Here is a 16,843-nt window from a genome sequence, read left to right as displayed (position 1 = left end):
CCGGACGGGGGACAATCTCGGGGTGACCGCCACCCTCGTCGCCCGCGGCCTCGCCGCCGCGCACGCCGACCGCACCCTGTTCTCGGGTCTCGACCTCGTCGTCTCCCCGGGCGACGTGCTCGGGCTCGTCGGCGCGAACGGCGCCGGGAAGTCCACGCTCCTGCGGCTGCTCGCGGGCGTCGCGACCCCGGAGGCCGGCTCGGTGACGCTGTCCCCCGCGCACGCGCTCGTCGGCTGGCTCCCGCAGGAGCCCGAGCGGCGCGCCGGCGAGTCGGTCGCCGCGCACCTCGCCCGCCGCACCGGGGTCACGGCCGCCCAGCACGCGCTCGACGCGGGTGCCCAGGCGCTCGCCGACGGTGTGCCGGGCGCCGACGACGCGTACGCGCTCGCGTTCGACCGCTGGATGGCGGCGGGGGCCGCGGACCTCGACGAGCGCACCGGTCAGGTGCTCGCCGACCTCGGCCTCACCGTCGACCCCGAGCACCCGATGACGGGCCTCTCCGGCGGGCAGGCCGCACGCGTCGGGCTCGCCGCGCTCCTGCTCTCGCGCTTCGACGTGCTGCTGCTGGACGAGCCGACGAACGACCTCGACCTCGACGGGCTCGCGCGGCTCGAGACCTTCGTCCGGTCGCAGCGGGCCGGCGTCGTCGTCGTGAGCCACGACCGCGAGTTCCTCGCCCGGTGCGTCACGGGCGTCGTCGAGCTCGACCTCGCGCAGCAGCAGGTGGCGGTGTACGGCGGGGGCTACGACGCGTACCTCGAGGAGCGGGCCACGGCACGGCGGCACGCGCGCGAGGCGTACGAGCAGTACGAGGACCGGCGCTCGTCGCTCGAGGAGCGCGGGCGCACGCAGCGCGGCTGGATGGAGAAGGGCGTCCGCAACGCGATCCGGAAGTCGAGCGACCCCGACAAGCACATCAAGCACCGCCACCGCGAGGGCTCGGAGAAGCAGGCGGCGAAGGCGCGCCAGACCGACCGCATGATCGAGCGCCTCGAGGAGGTCGCCGAGCCGCGCAAGGAGTGGGAGCTGCGCTACGAGATCGCGGCCGCCCCGCGCGGGTCGAGCGTCGCCGCCGTGCTGCGCGGTGCGGTCGTCGAGCTCGGCGCGTCCGAGCAGGGTCCGGGCTTCGTGCTCGGGCCGCTCGACGTGCAGGTCGACGCGGGCGACCGCATCGCCGTCACCGGGGCGAACGGCGCGGGCAAGACGACGCTCCTGCGCGCCCTGCTCGGCCGTGCCCCGCTCGCTGCCGGGTCGTCGTCCCTCGGCTCGAGCGTCGCGGTCGGCGAGGTCGACCAGGCGCGCGCCGCGCTCGGCGGGGACGAGCCGGGCGCGGACCCCGTCCCCCTCGTCGAGGCCTTCGCCCGGGAGGTCCCCGACTGGCCGGACGCCGACGTCCGCACGCTGCTCGCCAAGTTCGGGCTGCGCGCGGCGCACGTCACCCGCCCTGTCACCAGCCTGTCCCCCGGGGAGCGCACGCGCGCGGCGCTCGCGCTGCTGCAGGCCCGCGGCGTCAACCTGCTCGTGCTCGACGAGCCGACGAACCACCTCGACCTGCCCGCGATCGAGCAGCTCGAGGAGGCCCTCGAGTCGTACACGGGCACGCTGCTGCTCGTGACGCACGACCGTCGCATGCTGGACGCCGTGCGGGTGACGCGCCGCTGGTCCGTCGCGGACGGACGGCTCACGGAGTCCTGATCCCGGCGGCGCCTGCGGCCCCTCGTGCCGGACCGGCCGGACGAGGCCGGGGGCGCCGGGTGCTCAGGCGTCGCGCAGCGCGCGGGCGTCGTCCGCGAGCAGGACCGGGATGCCGTCCCGCACCGGGTACGCGAGCGGGTTCTCCGGGTCGGTCGAGTGCAGCTCCGGGGCGCCGTCCGGACCCACGCCGTCGACGAGCGGCGCGTGCGTGACCGGGCAGCGCAGGATCTCGCGGATCCAGGGCTCGAGCGTCCGGGTCGCGGGCGCGGTCTCCTCCGTCATGTCAGCCGTCCTCTCGTAGCAGCGCGAGCACGTCGTCCCGCACCTTGTCCCTGATGTCCTCGTCCGCGGCCTCCACGAGCAGCTGCACCTCGCGCGGCGACCCGGACGGGCGCACGGCGAGCCACCACTGCGGCGTCGCTCCCCAGTGCGACACCGCGAGCCCGTCGAGCTCGTCCGCGGTCACCGGCCCGGCCCCGCTCAGCGTCACGTAGGCGTGGCGCACGCGCTCGACCGCCGCGGCCACGTCGTCGACCTCGACGGCCAGCAGCCCGGTCGAGGCGTACGGCTGGTAGAGCTCCGCGAGCAGCGACGCCGGGTGCGGCTGCTCCCCGAGCGCCACGAGCACGTGCAGGCCCGCGAGCAGCCCGGGGTCGTCGCCGGCCGGGTCCCGGAACGCGAAGCGCCCGCCGCGCCCGACGCCGAGCGTCGCACCGCTCGCCTCGAGACCCTCCGCGAGCACCGCCCGGCCCACCGGGACGCGCACGAGCCCGGCACCCGCGCCGCCCCCGAGGTCGAGCAGCACCCGCGACGCCAGCACGTCGTGCAGGACCGTCGGGACGCGGCCCGCGGCGAGCTCCTGCGTGACGACCTGCAGCGCGACGAGCACCGCGACGACGTCCTCGTCGACGGGGTCACCGTTCTCGTCGAGCACCGTGAGGGTCGAGACCGTGGGGCCCAGGGCCAGCCCCACGTCGGCGGCGTGCTCGCGCACCGCCGCGCGCAGGACCTCGACCGCGGGTGGCGTGGCGCCGTGCGCGGCGGCGGGCTCCGCGGGCGTAGCGCCGTGCGCGGCGGCGGGCTCCGTGCGCGCGGCACCGTCGTCGGCTCGCGCGGCCTGCCCCCGGACCGGGACGACGCGCACGCCGGTGGCGGCCACGGCCTCCAGGAGCGCGTCGCGCGCCGCGTGCGGGCCCGTCCCGCCCGGGGCCTCGACCACCACCGTGAGGGGCCGCTGCCGGGCGACGTCCGCGAGCCGCCGCAGCACGGCGTCGCGCGCCTCGGGACCGTCCGCAGCAGGGCCGACGGGGGTGCTCACGTCAGCTCCCGCGGGTGTCCGACGGTCGACTGCACGGGGCTGGGCACACGCCGGAGTCTACCGACCGGTCCGCGGCCGTCCGCCCACCCCGGGCGGCGTCGCGGGTCGGGTCAGGCCTTCTTGCCGCTCCGCGCGAGCACCTCGTCGCGGGTCAGCGGCGTCCCGTCGCCGTCGGTCGGGTACCACCCCTTGTGCTCGCAGCGGTGGCACGAGACGAAGACCACCGCGGTCCCGTCACCCAGCACCATGCTCAACCGGGTCAGCGACTCCGACCCGCACGACGCGCAGGTCTCGGTCCCGCGCGGCACCGACGGCTCACCGCGGCTCAGCGACCCGAGCGGCGCCGGTTCCTCGCTCGCACGTCCGCGCCCGCGCCGGGGCGTGTCGCCCTGTCCCATGCTGTCTCCCCCCGGAGCCCGTCAGCCCTCGTCGCGCAGGATACGCAGGTGGCCTCGCCGCGGCGCGGTGGACTCCGCCGCCGGGGGCGGGGCCAGCCGCGACGCCGGCTCGGTCACCACCGGCAGGGCCCCGGTGCGCGGCCGGCCCGCCTCGCGCACCGCGTCCGCGAGCGCGAGCAGGTCGTCCTGGCTCGGACCGGTCTCGACGAACTCGGGCGTGAGGCGCACGACCTCCCACCCGCGCGGCGCGGTCAGCCGCCCCGCGTGCTCGACGCACAGGTCGTACGAGTGCGGCTCGGCGTAGCCCGCGAGGGGGCCGAGCACCGCGGTCGAGTCCGCGTACACGTAGGTCAGGGTGGCGACGGCAGCACGGCCGCACGCCGTGCGCGAACACTGCCGGACGGATCTCACAGGGCAGACCGTACCGCCGCGGGGCCCGCGCCCGGCACTCCCACGCCGCTACAGTGCGAGCGTGAGCTCCCTCGCCCGCGGCCGGGTCCCCGACCCGGCCCCCGTCCGGCGCCGCGACCGCCGTGGACGCGGGCTGCGCGGCCCCCTCCTGCCGACCGACGTGCCGGGCTACCGCACGCGCGCGCAGCGCTTCGACGAGCTCGTGCTGGACTCGGTCGAGCGGCTCGAGAAGCGGTGGTCCCGCCAGCTCGACGGCACCGAGTTCGCGGTCGAGGACGTGCCGCCGTCGAACCCCGCTCCCTGGGAGCGGGGCGGTGTGCCGCTGGGCCGGTACTTCCCGGCGGACGCCGGGCTCCCGGCACGGGTCGTCGTGTACCGCCGGCCCGTCGAGTCGCGCGCGCTCGACGTCGCGGACCTCGGAGAGCTCGTGCGCGACGTGGTCGTGGAGCAGGTCGCGCACCTGCTCGGCAAGGCGCCCGAGGACGTCGATCCGGAGTACGGCGACGGGCACTAGCCTGTGTCGTCGATGAGCGCCGACGACCCCACCGCCCCCCGTCCTGCCGCCGGAGCCGACGCGCTCGCCGGCGCCGCCGGAGCGACGACCGCAGCCACCGCCGGCTTCCGGGTCGTCTGCGTCGTGTACCACCCCGGCGACGAGCTCGAGGACTTCGCCGCGTCGCTCGCCCGCGCGACGACCGCGCCGGTCGAGCTCGTCCTCGTCGACAACGGCACCGACCACACCGTGACGCGGCAGGTCGCCGAGCGGTACGGGGGCCGGGTCGTCGTGCCGGGGTCCAACCTCGGCTACGGGGGCGGCGCAAACGCCGGTGCCTCGGGGGCCACGCAGCGGTGGCTCGTCGTGGCGAACTCCGACCTGGTGTGGGAGCCGGGCTCGCTCGACGCGCTCGTGGACGCGGCCGGGCGCCACGAGGGTGCGGGCGCGTTCGGCCCGGCGCTGCTCAACCTGGACGGCAGCGTCTACCCCTCGGCGCGCGAGCTGCCGTCGCTGACGCAGGGTGCCGGTCACGCGGTGTTCGCGCGCGTGTGGCCCTCGAACCCGTGGACGCAGGCGTACCAGCGCCGCCAGGAGGCCGTCGGCGAGGAGCGTGCCGCCGGCTGGCTCTCGGGCGCCTGCCTGCTCCTGCGGCGCGAGGCCTTCGAGGCCGTGGGCGGCTTCGACACGTCGTACTTCATGTTCTTCGAGGACCTCGACCTCGGCGAGCGCCTCGGCCTCGCCGGGTGGCACAACGTCTACGTCCCGGGCGCGCGCGTCACGCACGTCGGGGGGACGTCCTGGCGCGCACGGCCCGCGACGATGATCTCGGCGCACCACCGCAGCGCCGCCCGCTACCTCACGCGCCGCTACCACCGCTGGTACGAGTGGCCCGTGCGGGTCGCGATCCGGGTCGGGCTCAAGGCCCGCGAGCTCCTGGAGCTGCGCGCGGCGCGCTGAGACGACGCGGGTACCGGTCAGCCCAGGCCGAGCCGGGTCGCGGCCCGGACGCGGACCTGCGAGCCCGTCGGGGCGTCGGCCGCGGGCAGCAGCACCGACAGGAGCGTCCCGTCCGGGTTCTCGGCCGCGAGCACCACGGCCCACGCGACCCGGACCGTCCCGTCCTCGTCGGTGTCCACCGCGAGCTCGACGCCGGCCGCCTCGGGCGCGACCGGGAGGGCGAGCGTCCGGCCCGGCTCGAGGGTGACGTCCTGCTCCGGGAGCGGGTCGCCGTCGGCGTCGAACGTCCGGAGCACGCTCTCGACCGGTCGTCCCTCGGCGGGGTCGTCGCCGTCCGCGAGCGCGGTGACGACCACGGTCGCCGCGACGCCGTCCGGCACCGCGACCAGGCCGCCGTCGCCGGGTGCCGCCGCCGCGGACCACGCGCGCTCGAGCACCGGGGCGTCGTCGAGCTCGCCGGGCAGCCCGGGGCGCGTCGTCGTCGCGGCCGCCACGACGGGCACGTCGGCGTCCACCACGGCCGTCCAGGCGCCCGCGGGGAGCCCGCCGAGAGGTACGTCGGTCACCTCGCCCGGGGCGAGCTCGAGCGCGTCCGTCCCCGGCAGGGCGGTCACGCCGTCCGCGCCGAGCATCGTCAGGCGGACCGAGGCGGGCTCGGTGCCGGGGGCGAGCAGGCGGAGCACCGCCTGGCTCTCGTCGCCGACCGCGGACCCCAGCACGGAGACACCGGGCACGACCTGGCGCGCTGCGGGCGGCTGCCCGGGCACCACGAGGTCCATGCCGGCGGGCGTGAAGCCGCTGAGCCGCGAGTCCTGGAGGTGCGCGGTGACCGATCCCCCGGAGGCGACGACGTGCACGACGACGCGGCGCTGCTCGGCCGCGACGGCCGGCAGCGCGAGCACGCGCTCCGCACCGGGGGCGACGACCTGCCGGGCGCCGCCCGCGAGCTCGACGCGACCGGACGGGCCCCACAGCTCGACGTCGACGTCGCTCGCCGTCGTCCCGGGGTTGGTCAGCACGAGCGACGCGGAGCTCTCGAGCGCCGTGCTGCCGCCGACGAGCCACAGGTCGACGCCGGGCCGCTGGCACGTCGCGGCGGACAGCCCCCGCAGGTCGCCTGCGGTCACGAGGCTCGACGCCGTCGCCGCGACGCGCGCAGGCTCGCCGTCGACGGGCTCGGCACGCACGACCAGCGGGGCGCTCGGCTCCGGCACTGCGACGGCCGCAGCCGGTCCGCCCGGCACGAGCTCCCCCGCGGCGTCGCCGCTGCCGAGGTCGGCGACCACGCCGGCCGCCGCACCGCCGCCCGGGCCCGCGACCGTGACGGCGTCGACGCGGGCGACGGGGTCGACGGGGGTCGGGTCGAACGCCGAGTCCCCGGCGCCGGTGTCGTCGGGCAGGATCAGCGGGCCGGCGCACACGAGCGTGCTGCGCGGCGGCGCCACGTCGACGACCGCGGGCACGTCGTCGACGAGCGCGGGTGCGGGGAGCCGCTCGGCGCCCACGACCGCGCCCGCCGCGAGCACCAGGACCCCGGCGCCCGTCACGGCGCGGGCCACGCGCCCCGGCCAGGTGCGCGTGCTCATCGTCGGCCCGCCTTCCGTCGACGCAGGGGCAGCGCGAACAGCACGGTGAGCAGCAGCACGACCCCCTGCGCCGCGAGCCACGGGTTCCGCTCGGGGTCACGGTGGGCCACGACGAGGCGGCCGCCGTCCTCGCCGAGCTCGAAGGTCTGCCGCCAGCCGTCGGTCGCCGCCCGGAGCGGGCGCCCGTCGAGCGTCGCGCGCCAGCCCGGGTCCGCGCGCTCGGCGAGCACGAGCAGCCGGTCACCCGTCCCGGCCTCGACGCGGGTGTCGACGGCGTTGCCGTTCGATGCCACCGCGACGCCGGCGGCCGGGTCGTCGCCGGGGCCCAGGACGCGCGCCCACGACTGCACGACCTCCACCGGGGTCGCCCCGCGGGTGGCGGCGGACGGCTGGACGCGCCAGATGGCTCCGGCGGGGTTCTCGGTGATGCGCTCGAGCCCCGCGGTCGCGTCGAGCCGCGCCACGAGGTCGGCGCGCGCGCGCTCGAGCGCCGCCCCGTCCTCCGCGCCGCCGGCGGGCGGGGCAGGCACGGCGGGCACGAGCACGTCGGCCACCGCGAGCGCGGCGAGGTCGCCGGACACGTCCCCGCTCGTCGCCCCGGCGAGGCGCGCGACGACGTCCTGGACCTCGTCGGTCGCGTCGTCCGGCTCGGCGATCCCGGGCGCGTCGACCGGCCCGGACAGGCTGCGCGTGGTCACGCTCGCGGCGACCTCGACGAGCTGGGCGCCGTCGTCGCGCAGCAGCTGCCAGGTGAGGACGCCGGCGGCGTCCTCGGTCAGCGCGAGCACGCGCGAGGCCGCGGGCTCGGCCTGCGACTGCTGACCGACCGCGGGCACGACGGGCCGGTCGAGCGCCGCGAGCCGCACGGCGTCGCCCTCGCGCGCCTGCCACGCCCACGAGGCGAGGGACAGCACCGGGACCGCGCCGAGGAGTGCCGCGAGCACCGCCACGGCGGGCTGCCGCCAGCCGAACGTCGAGCGGGCGAGGCGCGCCGAGATGCCGTCCGCGCCGAGCACGCCCGCGGCCAGGAACCCGGCCCCCGCGAACGAGACCGCCGCCCCGGCCCACGGCAGCACCGCGGCGCCGTCGGCTCCCGCGACCTGCACCACGCCACCCACGGCGGCCGCCGCGAGCCCGGCCGCGGCCGCGAACCACGCGACCCGCACCGCGCGGGCGACAGGCGCCCCCCGCAGGAGCGCGAGCAGCGCCGTGAGCAGCACCGCTCCCCCGAGCACGTACGGCCACGGCCCGCGCACGACGTCGGGGAGCACCGTGGGCACGAGGGCGCTCGCGCTGGCCGGCACGCCGAGCAGCTGCTCCCACCCCGCGGAGCGCTCGGCCGCCAGCACGGGGCCCGGGTCGGCGAGCAGGAGCCGCCACCCGGCCGCACCGCGCTCGGACGCCTCGACGAGCAGGGGGCCGAGCACGACGAGCGCCGGGACCAGCACGAGGACGACCCGGCCCCGCGCGCGCGGCGCCGACACCGCGACCACGAGGAGCACGAGCGCCGAGGGGACGAGCAGCACCGGCGCGCCCGCGACGACGACGAGGAGCGCGAGGGCGGCTCCCGCCGCGGCGGCGAACGACCCGGTGGACGGCGGCGCCCCGACCGTCGCCGCGGCGACGTGCGGGGGTTCCGGCTCGACGGCCGGGACCGACGCCGACGCGCGCGCGCGGTCCGGGCCGGCCGCGGGCAGCGCCCGGCGCGGGCGGGTGGTCTCGACGTCCTCGTCGACCGGCTCGGGAGCGTGGGGGCGGCCCGAGGCGTCCACCGGCTCCGTCGAGGCCCGCGCTGGCAGCGCACCGCGGGGACGGGTCGTCTCGACGTCCTCCTCGACGTCCTCCTCGACGTCCTCCTCGTCGGCGAGCTGCTCGCGGGGGTCGGCGCCCGACGCGGTGGCGTCGCCCGAGGGGCGCGGCGCGTCGGTGCGCGGGCCGGCGGCGGACCGCGCGCCGGACGCGTCCTCCGTGACCGCCTCGTCGGGCTCGCGCTGCGCGGTCGCGAGGCCGGACAGCACCGAGTCGCGGCGCTGCACCCCGATCGCGCGCGCGACGCCCAGCGCGACCCACGGGAGCATCGCGTGCGCGAGCACCGCGCCGAGCCGGCCGTCGCCGACCGCGAGGAGCAGCGCCGGCGCGCTCGCCCACACGGCGGCGGCCCACAGCCGGGTCCCCACCGAGCGCGTCGCCGCGCCGGCCGCGAACCACGCCCCCACCCCCGCGAGCACGAGCGCGCCGAGCAGGACGAGCGCGACCGCGCGGGCGAGCTCACCACCGAGCAGCGCCGTCAGCGGCACGAGGACGGCGAGCAGGGGGTCGGCGGGGCCGGCGTCGCCCAGCCCTCCGGTGACCCAGCGCGCGAGCGCGGCGTGCGTGAGCTCCCCGAGGTCCGCGGAGGCCTGGAGGAGCGCGGGGCCGACGAGCGAGGAGCCGCTCGTGGCGCGGCCGACGAGCGAGCCGAGCCCGAGGGTCGTCGCGGCCGCGAGGAGCACGAGGAGGGCACCCAGCCCGACGCGGCGGCGGGTCGCGAGCGCCGCGAGCTCACGCAGCTCGAGCTCGCTCGGCGCGCGCCACGTGCGCCGGACCTCCGCTCCCGCGAGGCGACGGTCGCGCCACTCGTCCCACACGTCGCGCCACGTCGCCTGGAGCGGACGCAGCGCGCGGCGGGGCAGGCGCCGGGTCGTGCGGCCGCGCCGGCGGGCCCGCACGACCGCCGCGAGGTGCAGCAGCGCCCCGACGGGCGCCGTGAGCTCGGTGCCCGCGAGCAGCGGCTCCTTGGTCGCGACCCGCACGAGCGCGCGCACGAGGCCCGCGACGAGCGCGAGGACCGCCACCACGGGCACGAGCGGCAGCGGCGCCGTCACGAGGCGCTGGTGCAGCAGCGCGCGGCGCCGGGCGGCGAACGACCGGCGCGGGTCGGCGTCGTCCGCGAGGCCGTCGCCGTCCGCGTCGACGTCCTCGTCGAGTCCGGGCCGCTCGCGCCCGCGCAGCCCCGCGTAGCCGGCCTGGGCGTGCCGCACGACCGCGGCGGGGACGACGACGACGCGGTGCCCGGCGAGGCGTGCGCGTCGGGACAGATCGAGGCCGTCGCCGAACGGGCCGAGCGCGGGGTCGGGCCCGTCGAGCTCCTCCCACACGTCGCGCCGCACGAGCGCGCCCGCGATGCCGACGCCCAGGACGTCCTCGCGGCCGTCGTGCTGGCCCTGGTCGACCTCGGAGTCCTCGATGCCGGTCATCCGGCGACCCGAGCGCGACGTGCGGACCCCGACCTCGAGCAGACGCGACGGTTCGGTCCAGGTGCGCTGCTTGACGCCCGCGACCGCGACCGACGGCGCGTGCTCGACGGCACGGAGCAGCTCGGACAGCGCGGCCGGCTCGGGGGCGCTGTCGTCGTGCAGCAGCCACAGCCAGGCGCGGTCCGGCTCGCGCTCGGGGCGCGCGACGAGGCTCGGCGGGGCGACGTCCGCGAGCGCACGCCGGACGGCCTCGCCGAACGTCCGTGCGCCCGGGACGTGCAGCTCGACGATCTCGGGGGCGCCGGCCCCGAGGGCGGCGAAGGCGCCGCGCGCGAGGCGCGGGACGTCCTCGTCCGCGTGCGGGCCGGCGTCGACGACCAGCACGCGCGCGGGCACGACGTCCTGCGCCCCCACCGCGCGCAGCGTCGCCGGCAGGTAGCGGGTCGAGCCGAGGGTCACCACGACGGCGGTCACCGCCGGCGCGAGACGCGTGGCGCCGGGCACGGGCTCCGACGGGGCGCGCAGGGGCAGGGGGAAGTCAGTCATCCTGCCGACATCATGCCCTGCGGCGGCTCCGGTCAGACGACCCGGCGCTTGAGCTTGCGCCGCTCCCGCTCCGAGAGACCGCCCCAGATGCCGAACCGCTCGTCGTTGGCGAGCGCGTACTCGAGGCACTCGGCGCGCACGTCGCAGCCGGTGCAGACCTTCTTGGCCTCGCGGGTCGACCCGCCCTTCTCGGGGAAGAAGGCCTCGGGGTCGGTCTGCGCGCACAGGGCGCGCTCCTGCCAGCCCATGAGCCCGTCGTCCTCGGGCGTGCCGAACAGGGGAAGGACGTTCGAAGGCAGCTCGGCGACCTGCGTCGTGCCGAGTGCGTCGGAGGGGAAGGATCCGTCACCGTCGAGCAGATTCCACATCATTCCTCCGTGCTCGATCGTGCTGGCCATCACGTGTGCGCGCCGCCCCGTGGGTCGGAGCGCTGATTCGCTCCTGGGTGAAACTGTTCTCAGAATTACACGCGTGTCGTTTCCGTACGTCAAGCGGAGGTGTGCTAGTTGGGGTGGTTTGTCGGGTGAATTGTGCGCGACACGGCACGACACGCCGCGTCCTACGCTGACCGCATGTCCTTCACCACCGTCGCCGCCGTCCTCCGTGCCCTGAACGCCGAGCCGGGACGCCCCCGTCTGACCTGGTACGGGCCCGACGGCGAGCGCGTCGAGCTCTCCGGGGCGGTGCTCGAGAACTGGGTCGCCAAGACCGGGAACCTGCTCGTGGAGGAGCTCGACGCCGGCCCGGGGACGCGCGTCCTCCTGGACCTGCCCGCCCACTGGCGGACCGTGCTCTGGGCGTTCGCGGCGTGGCGCGTCGGCGCGTGCGTCGTGCTGCGGGGCGACGCGGGGGCCGCCGGGGCGGACGTCGTCGTCACCGACCGCCCCGGGGAGCACCCCGGTGCCGAGCCGCTGGTCGCCGTGTCGCTCGGGGCGCTCGCGCGACGCTTCGACGGCGACCTCCCGGCCGGCGCGATCGACGCCGCCGCCGCCGTGATGACGTACGGCGACGTGCTCGGGTGGGTCCCGGCGGCCGACCCCGCGGCGCCGGCCCTGCTGACGGACGCCGGCGACGTCCCCCACCGCACGCTGCCGGCCTGGGCCGCCGGCGCCGCCGACGTCGGCCCGGGCGCCCGCGTCCTGGTGCCGACGGCGACGGGCTCCGCGCGCACCCTGGCCGTCGAGCACCTCCTGCGCGTGACCTGCGACGTCCTCGGGGCCGGCGGGTCGGTCGTCGTCCTCGACGCGACGACCAGCGAGGCGGTGGCCGGTGACGGTGCGCGGCGCGCTCGCCTCGTCGACGGTGAGCGCGTCAGCGACGAGGTCCCGGCACCGGTCGCCTGAGCTGCCGGTCGGAGGATCCGCCGGTGCGGGATCTCAGCCGCGTCCCTCCGCGCCCGGCTCCGCAGCCGGTGGCCCGCCGTCCGCGAGCGCGGCGGGGGTGGCCGCGGTCTCGGGCGAGCCGAACCGCGCGAGAGCCAGCGCCCCCAGCACGACGAGCGCGAACGCGAGCGCGGTCGTCGCCCCGGCCCCCACCGCCGGTCGGTCCCCCGCCAGCACGATCCCGAGCGCCGCGCCGAGGCACGTCTCGACGCCGACGACGACCGCCGTCGCGGCCACGACGGGGGCACGTTGCAGCGCGAGCGCCCCGAGCGCCAGCCCCAGGACGCCCCCCGCCCCGAGGCACCACGCGAGCGGCTCCGTGAGCAGCGCGAGCACGCCGTCCGCCGGGAGGGTCCGTGCGGCCGCCGCGAGGACGGCGAACCCCGTCCCCGACAGCGCGGCCAGGACGAGACCGGCGAGCCGGGACGTGCCGAGCCGGAGGGCCGCCGCCGCGCCGGTCAGCACGACGGCGAGGATCACGACGAGCGTCCAGCGACCGGCCGCGCTCGCCACGGCCGCCGGCTCCGGCTCGACCGCCGCCGCGAGCACGACGAGCCCGGCCCCCACCGCGACGAGCGCGCCGATCTCGACCCAGCGCAGGCGCGCCCCGAGCACGACCGTCGCCAGCAGCGCCGCGACGACGAGGCTCGACGCGCGCCCGGCCTGCACCAGGAAGAGCGGGAGCGTCCGCAGCGCGAGGAAGGAGAGCCCGAACCCGGCGGCCACGAGCGCCAGCGCGGACCAGTAGGTGGCGCTGCGCGCCAGACCGCGCCAGAGGGCGAGGCCGGGGCGCACGGTCTCCCGGCGCGCGGCCACCGCCTGGAGGATCGTGGCGGTCCCCGAGCACAGGGCGGCAGCGGCGAGGCCGAGCAGCGCCGCGGTCATGAAGGGTCCGTCCTCGTGCGGTCGATGGCCGGCGGTCCCCCGCGGGCCAGGAGCCACGGTCGGGTGCGCGGTCCGACGAGGACAGTAGTCGGCCGCGGGACCCGCGCCGACACGCTCCGTGCGCGCGTCCCCAGCACCTCCGCACCGCCTCCACCTTTGTGGAGATTGTGGGAACTGGCCTCGCGCGCCTCCGGTGCTCCCTAGGCTTCCTCGTGCGTCGCACCGAGCGGCGCACGGCTGGGGGATCCCGTTGCAGAGGCATGACGAGCACGTCCGGGCGGACGTCGAGACCGCGACCGCGTCGGGTCCGTACCCCTGGCGCACGGTCGCCGGCGCCTTCGTCGCGGTCGCGCTCGTGCTCACGGCGGTGGTCGCGTGGGCGGAGCGGTACCGGCCGGACCAGGGCTGGACACGAGTGCTCGAGGGCCCGTCCTGGCTCGACGGCTGGTTTCAGTACGACGCCGGCTGGTACTACAGCATCGCGACCGACGGCTACTTCTTCGCGCCGGGTCAGCAGTCGTCCATCGCGTTCTTCCCGGTCTACCCGCTCGGGGTGCGCGGCCTCGGGGCCCTCGTCGGGGACGTCCAGGTCGCGGGGTCGCTGCTCGGGGTGCTCGCGGGCGGCTTCGCGGTCCTGCTCTTCGGCCGCTGGGTCTGGGACCGGCTCCCCCGCCGGGCCGCGGTGACCGCGATCGCGGTGCTCATGCTCTACCCGTACTCGTTCTTCCTGTACGGGGCGATGTACGCCGACTCGCTGTTCCTGCTGTGCGCCGTCGGGGCGTTCCTGCTGCTCGAGCGCCGGTGGTTCTGGGCTGCCGGGCTCGTCGGCGCGCTCGCCACGGCCGGGCGACCGGTGGGCGTCGCGGTGGCCGTCGGCCTCGTGGTCCGCACGCTCGAGATCATCGCGACCGACCGCCGCGACGCCGCGGCGGCGGCCACGGTGGCTGCCGGCACCTCGCCGGCGCCGGTGGCAGCGGACGCCTCGGAGGCGCACGACGACCCTGCGAGGGACGCCGCGCCAGGGCCCCGCACGCCCGGCCCGGTGCGCGTGACGTGGCAGGAGCTCGTGCAGGCGCTGCGCGGAGTCCGGACGCGGCACCTCGGTGTGCTGCTCTCCGCCAGCGGCCTCGCGGCGTGGTGCCTGTACCTGTGGCTCGAGTTCGACAACCCGCTGGCCTTCGTGGACGTCGAGGCGGCGCCGGGCTGGAACCAGGGCGTCGGCCCGCGGACCTGGTTCAAGGTCGTGTACCTGGGCACGCTCGTGAAGGGGCCGTACGGCGTCGCGGCCCTGCTGACCCTCCAGGCGCTCGCCTGCCTGTGCGCGGTCCTGCTGCTGCGGCGCGCGTGGCGCAGGTTCGGCTGGGGCTACGCGGCCTACGCTCTGGTCGTGCTGCTCATCCCCATCGTCGGCACCAAGGACTTCATGGGGACCGGACGCTACGTGCTCGTCGCGTTCCCGGTCCTCGCCGCGGCCGGCGAGCTGCTGACGACCACCCCGCGCCGCTGGGCGCGCCCCGTGGCGCTCGGCGTGTGCGCCGCCCTCCTGCTCCTGCTCACCTCCCTCTTCGGACGATCGGTGGCCGTCTCGTGATCGACCCCCTGCCCAGACCGGAGCCGGTCAAGAAGCTCACGATCTTCTTCCCGATGTGGAACGAGGAGCTCTACATCCACCGTGCGGTCGGCGCCGCGCGCGAGATCTGCGAGCACCTCGTCGACACGGAGCAGATCCTCGACTACGAGCTCGTCGTCGTGGACGACGCCTCGACCGACACCACCCCGCAGCTCGCCGACGCCCTCGCCGAGGCGGACCCCCACGTCCGGGTCGTCCACCACGCGCGCAACCGCAAGCTCGGCGGCTCGATCAAGAGCGGCTTCGCGGCCGCGACCGGCGACGTGATCCTCTACACGGACGCGGACCTGCCGTTCGAGATGATCGAGCTCGTGCGCGCGCTGCGCGTCCTGCGGACCTACGAGGCCGACGTCGTGAGCGCGTACCGCCTGGACCGCACCGGCGAGGGCCCCCGGCGCGCGGTCTACTCGTTCGTCTACAACGGGCTGATCCGCGCGATGTTCGGCACCCGCCTGCGCGACATCAACTTCGCGTTCAAGCTCGTCCGGCGGCGCGTGCTCGAGGGCGTCACGCTCGTGAGCGAGGGCTCGTTCATCGACGCGGAGCTCGTGATCCGCGCGCAGCGCTCGGGCTTCGAGGTGCTGCAGATCGGCGTGGACTACTTCCCGCGCACCCGCGGGGTCTCGACGTTGTCGTCCTTCGGCGTGATCCGGACGATGCTCGGCGAGATGGTGCGCCTGCGCTCGGACCTGAAGAAGATCCGGCCGGTCGCCACGCACGACCGCCCGTGACCCGGCGGACCCTCGTCGTCACGGCCGACGACCTCGGACTGACCGCCGGGGTCAACCGCGCCGTGCGGCGTGCCCACCTCGACGGGGTGGTCACGGCCACCTCGCTCCTGGCCGTCGGCCGCGCCTTCGACGACGCGGCGGACATGCTGCGCGCGACGCCGACGCTCGAGCTCGGCGCGCACCTGGCCGTCGTCGGGGAGGACCCGCCGCTGCTCGGCGCCCGCGAGATCCCCTCGCTCGTCGACCGGCGCGGGCGGTTCCCGCTCAGCTACCGCACGGTCGTCGCGCGCGGGCTCGCCGGCCGGATCGACGCCGACGACGTGCGCCGCGAGCTCGGGGCGCAGCTCGAGCGGGTGCTCGGGGTGGGCGTCCCGGTCACGCACGTCGACACGCACCAGCACACGCACCTGTGGCCCGCGGTGGGCACGGTGGTCACCGAGCTGGCGCTCGCCCGGGGGATCCGCGCCGTGCGGCTCCCCCGCAGCCGGGCGCGCGGCGTCGTGGGGCTCGGCGTCAACGCGCTGTCCGTGCTCACCGCGCGACGCATCCGCCGCCCGGGCCTCCTCACGACCGCCGACTACGCGGGCCTCGACGAGGCCGGTGGACTGGACGCCGAGCGCCTCGCCCGCGCGCTCGACGCCCTCGCGGCGCGCGGTGCGGCCACCGCCGAGCTCAACGCGCACCCCGGGGAGGCGGACGACCCCGAGCTGACCCGCTTCGCCTGGGGCTACCGCTGGGGCGACGAGCTCGCGGCGCTCGTGGACCCGCGCACCCGGGCCCTCGTCGAGGCGGCAGGCTACGAGCTCGGCGGGTTCGCCACGCTGCACGACGACGCGCCGGACGGCTCGTCCCGCCCACCACGACCCGACGCCGCCGGAGGACCTCCCCGATGACCGTGCTCGACCGCCGACCCGACGCCCCGGGCCGCGCCGCGCTCGCCCTGTTCCGCCGCGCGGCTCCCGGTGTGCGCGCGCACGTCGCCGTGCGGTGGTGGAGCGCACCGTTCGCCGCCGTGGCCGCGGCGCTCCCCCCGGCGGGCCGCATCCTCGAGATCGGGTGCGGTCACGGGCTGTTCAGCGCGTACGCGCACTTCGCGGCACCCGCGCGCGACGTCGTCGGCGTCGACATCGACGAGTCGAAGATCGCTCACGCCAGGGCCGCGGCGAGCGGCGTCGAGGGCCTGCACTTCGACGTCGCGCCCTCCGGTGCCGTCCCCCCGGGGCCCTGGGACGCCGTCGTCGTGGTCGACGTGCTGTACCTCCTGCCCGCGGACGCGCAGCGGCGGCTGCTCGCGGAGACCGTCGCGCTGCTCGCCCCGGGCGGCACGCTCGTCGTGAAGGAGATGGGCACCGAGCCGTCGTGGAAGGTGCGCTGGAACACGCTCCAGGAGACGTTGTCGGTCCGGGTCCTGCGGATCACCGCCGGCTCGTCGTTCGACTTCGTGCCGCCCGCGACCATGGCCGGCTGGCTCCGCGAGCTCGGTCTGGACGTCGAGCTGCGGCGCCTCGACCGCGGCCGGGCGCACCCCCACCACCTCCTGGTCGCGCGACGGGCGACGGAGGCCTGACGAC

Annotated in this window: 16 protein-coding genes; 8 read left to right on the top strand and 8 right to left on the bottom strand. The window is 77.4% G+C overall.

Annotation, left to right across the window (positions count from 1 at the left end):
• Positions 1-22 precede the first annotated feature (22 nt).
• Positions 23-1,696 carry an ABC-F family ATP-binding cassette domain-containing protein gene (locus NXY84_RS07180; protein ID WP_258726427.1) on the top strand — a complete coding sequence of 558 codons (1,674 nt, stop codon included), beginning with the start codon at positions 23-25 and terminating at the stop codon, positions 1,694-1,696.
• 63 nt (positions 1,697-1,759) lie between these two features.
• On the opposite strand, the gene NXY84_RS07175 is transcribed toward NXY84_RS07180, so the two are convergent.
• The 4 genes from NXY84_RS07175 to NXY84_RS07160 form a co-directional block, all read right to left on the bottom strand.
• Entirely contained in the window at positions 1,760-1,978 is a 219-nt protein-coding gene (locus NXY84_RS07175; RefSeq protein WP_258726426.1) for a Trm112 family protein, read from the bottom strand.
• Position 1,979: 1 nt separating this feature from the next.
• On the bottom strand, positions 1,980-3,014 hold the full coding sequence (locus NXY84_RS07170) for a hypothetical protein (RefSeq protein WP_258726425.1): 1,035 nt from the start codon (positions 3,012-3,014) through the stop codon (positions 1,980-1,982).
• 110 nt (positions 3,015-3,124) lie between these two features.
• The gene (locus NXY84_RS07165; RefSeq protein ID WP_258726424.1) at positions 3,125-3,412 is read right to left on the bottom strand and encodes a hypothetical protein; all 288 of its coding nucleotides are present in this window, start codon (positions 3,410-3,412) and stop codon (positions 3,125-3,127) included.
• 21 nt (positions 3,413-3,433) lie between these two features.
• Positions 3,434-3,823, bottom strand: a complete 390-nt coding sequence (locus tag NXY84_RS07160; RefSeq protein WP_258726423.1) for a DUF3499 domain-containing protein — start codon at positions 3,821-3,823, stop codon at positions 3,434-3,436.
• A gap of 61 nt (positions 3,824-3,884) precedes the next feature.
• On the opposite strand from NXY84_RS07160, the gene NXY84_RS07155 reads away from it, so the two are divergent.
• A complete protein-coding gene (locus NXY84_RS07155) occupies positions 3,885-4,337 on the top strand; it encodes a metallopeptidase family protein (protein ID WP_258726422.1) in 453 nt (150 codons plus the stop codon).
• Between the two features lie 12 nt (positions 4,338-4,349).
• Positions 4,350-5,276, top strand: a complete 927-nt coding sequence (locus NXY84_RS07150; protein ID WP_258726421.1) for a glycosyltransferase family 2 protein — start codon at positions 4,350-4,352, stop codon at positions 5,274-5,276.
• Positions 5,277-5,293: 17 nt separating this feature from the next.
• Here the strand turns inward: NXY84_RS07150 and NXY84_RS07145 are convergent, their stop codons facing one another.
• The 3 genes from NXY84_RS07145 to NXY84_RS21735 are packed head-to-tail and all read right to left on the bottom strand — an operon-like array spanning position 5,294 to position 11,012.
• On the bottom strand, positions 5,294-6,862 hold the full coding sequence (locus tag NXY84_RS07145) for a DUF5719 family protein (protein WP_258726420.1): 1,569 nt from the start codon (positions 6,860-6,862) through the stop codon (positions 5,294-5,296).
• The gene (locus NXY84_RS07140; RefSeq protein WP_258726419.1) at positions 6,859-10,644 is read right to left on the bottom strand and encodes a glycosyltransferase; all 3,786 of its coding nucleotides are present in this window, start codon (positions 10,642-10,644) and stop codon (positions 6,859-6,861) included. The genes NXY84_RS07145 and NXY84_RS07140 overlap by 4 nt, the downstream gene beginning before the upstream one ends.
• A gap of 32 nt (positions 10,645-10,676) precedes the next feature.
• Positions 10,677-11,012 (bottom strand): WhiB family transcriptional regulator, encoded by a 336-nt coding sequence (locus NXY84_RS21735; protein WP_034634424.1) that lies wholly within the window; start codon positions 11,010-11,012, stop codon positions 10,677-10,679.
• 204 nt (positions 11,013-11,216) lie between these two features.
• Between NXY84_RS21735 and NXY84_RS07130 the strand changes: the two genes are divergently transcribed.
• On the top strand, positions 11,217-11,987 hold the full coding sequence (locus tag NXY84_RS07130; protein ID WP_258726418.1) for a TIGR03089 family protein: 771 nt from the start codon (positions 11,217-11,219) through the stop codon (positions 11,985-11,987).
• A gap of 33 nt (positions 11,988-12,020) precedes the next feature.
• Here the strand turns inward: NXY84_RS07130 and NXY84_RS07125 are convergent, their stop codons facing one another.
• Positions 12,021-12,911 carry a hypothetical protein gene (locus NXY84_RS07125; protein WP_258726417.1) on the bottom strand — a complete coding sequence of 297 codons (891 nt, stop codon included), beginning with the start codon at positions 12,909-12,911 and terminating at the stop codon, positions 12,021-12,023.
• A gap of 250 nt (positions 12,912-13,161) precedes the next feature.
• On the opposite strand from NXY84_RS07125, the gene NXY84_RS07120 reads away from it, so the two are divergent.
• Genes NXY84_RS07120 through NXY84_RS07105 form a run of 4 tightly spaced genes read left to right on the top strand, consistent with a single transcriptional unit; the run spans position 13,162 to position 16,839 of the window.
• Positions 13,162-14,502 (top strand): hypothetical protein, encoded by a 1,341-nt coding sequence (locus NXY84_RS07120; protein ID WP_258726416.1) that lies wholly within the window; start codon positions 13,162-13,164, stop codon positions 14,500-14,502.
• The gene (locus tag NXY84_RS07115; RefSeq protein ID WP_258726415.1) at positions 14,499-15,272 is read left to right on the top strand and encodes a glycosyltransferase family 2 protein; all 774 of its coding nucleotides are present in this window, start codon (positions 14,499-14,501) and stop codon (positions 15,270-15,272) included. The genes NXY84_RS07120 and NXY84_RS07115 overlap by 4 nt, the downstream gene beginning before the upstream one ends.
• Positions 15,269-16,165: a ChbG/HpnK family deacetylase gene (locus NXY84_RS07110; protein ID WP_258726414.1), complete on the top strand. Its 897-nt coding sequence runs from the start codon at positions 15,269-15,271 to the stop codon at positions 16,163-16,165. The genes NXY84_RS07115 and NXY84_RS07110 overlap by 4 nt, the downstream gene beginning before the upstream one ends.
• Positions 16,162-16,839, top strand: a complete 678-nt coding sequence (locus NXY84_RS07105) for a class I SAM-dependent methyltransferase (protein WP_258726413.1) — start codon at positions 16,162-16,164, stop codon at positions 16,837-16,839. The genes NXY84_RS07110 and NXY84_RS07105 overlap by 4 nt, the downstream gene beginning before the upstream one ends.
• Positions 16,840-16,843 lie beyond the last annotated feature (4 nt).

The organism is Cellulomonas sp. NS3, assembly GCF_024757985.1.
Taxonomy (GTDB): Bacteria; Actinomycetota; Actinomycetes; order Actinomycetales; family Cellulomonadaceae; genus Cellulomonas_A.
This window is presented reverse-complemented; position numbering and strand designations above follow the sequence as displayed.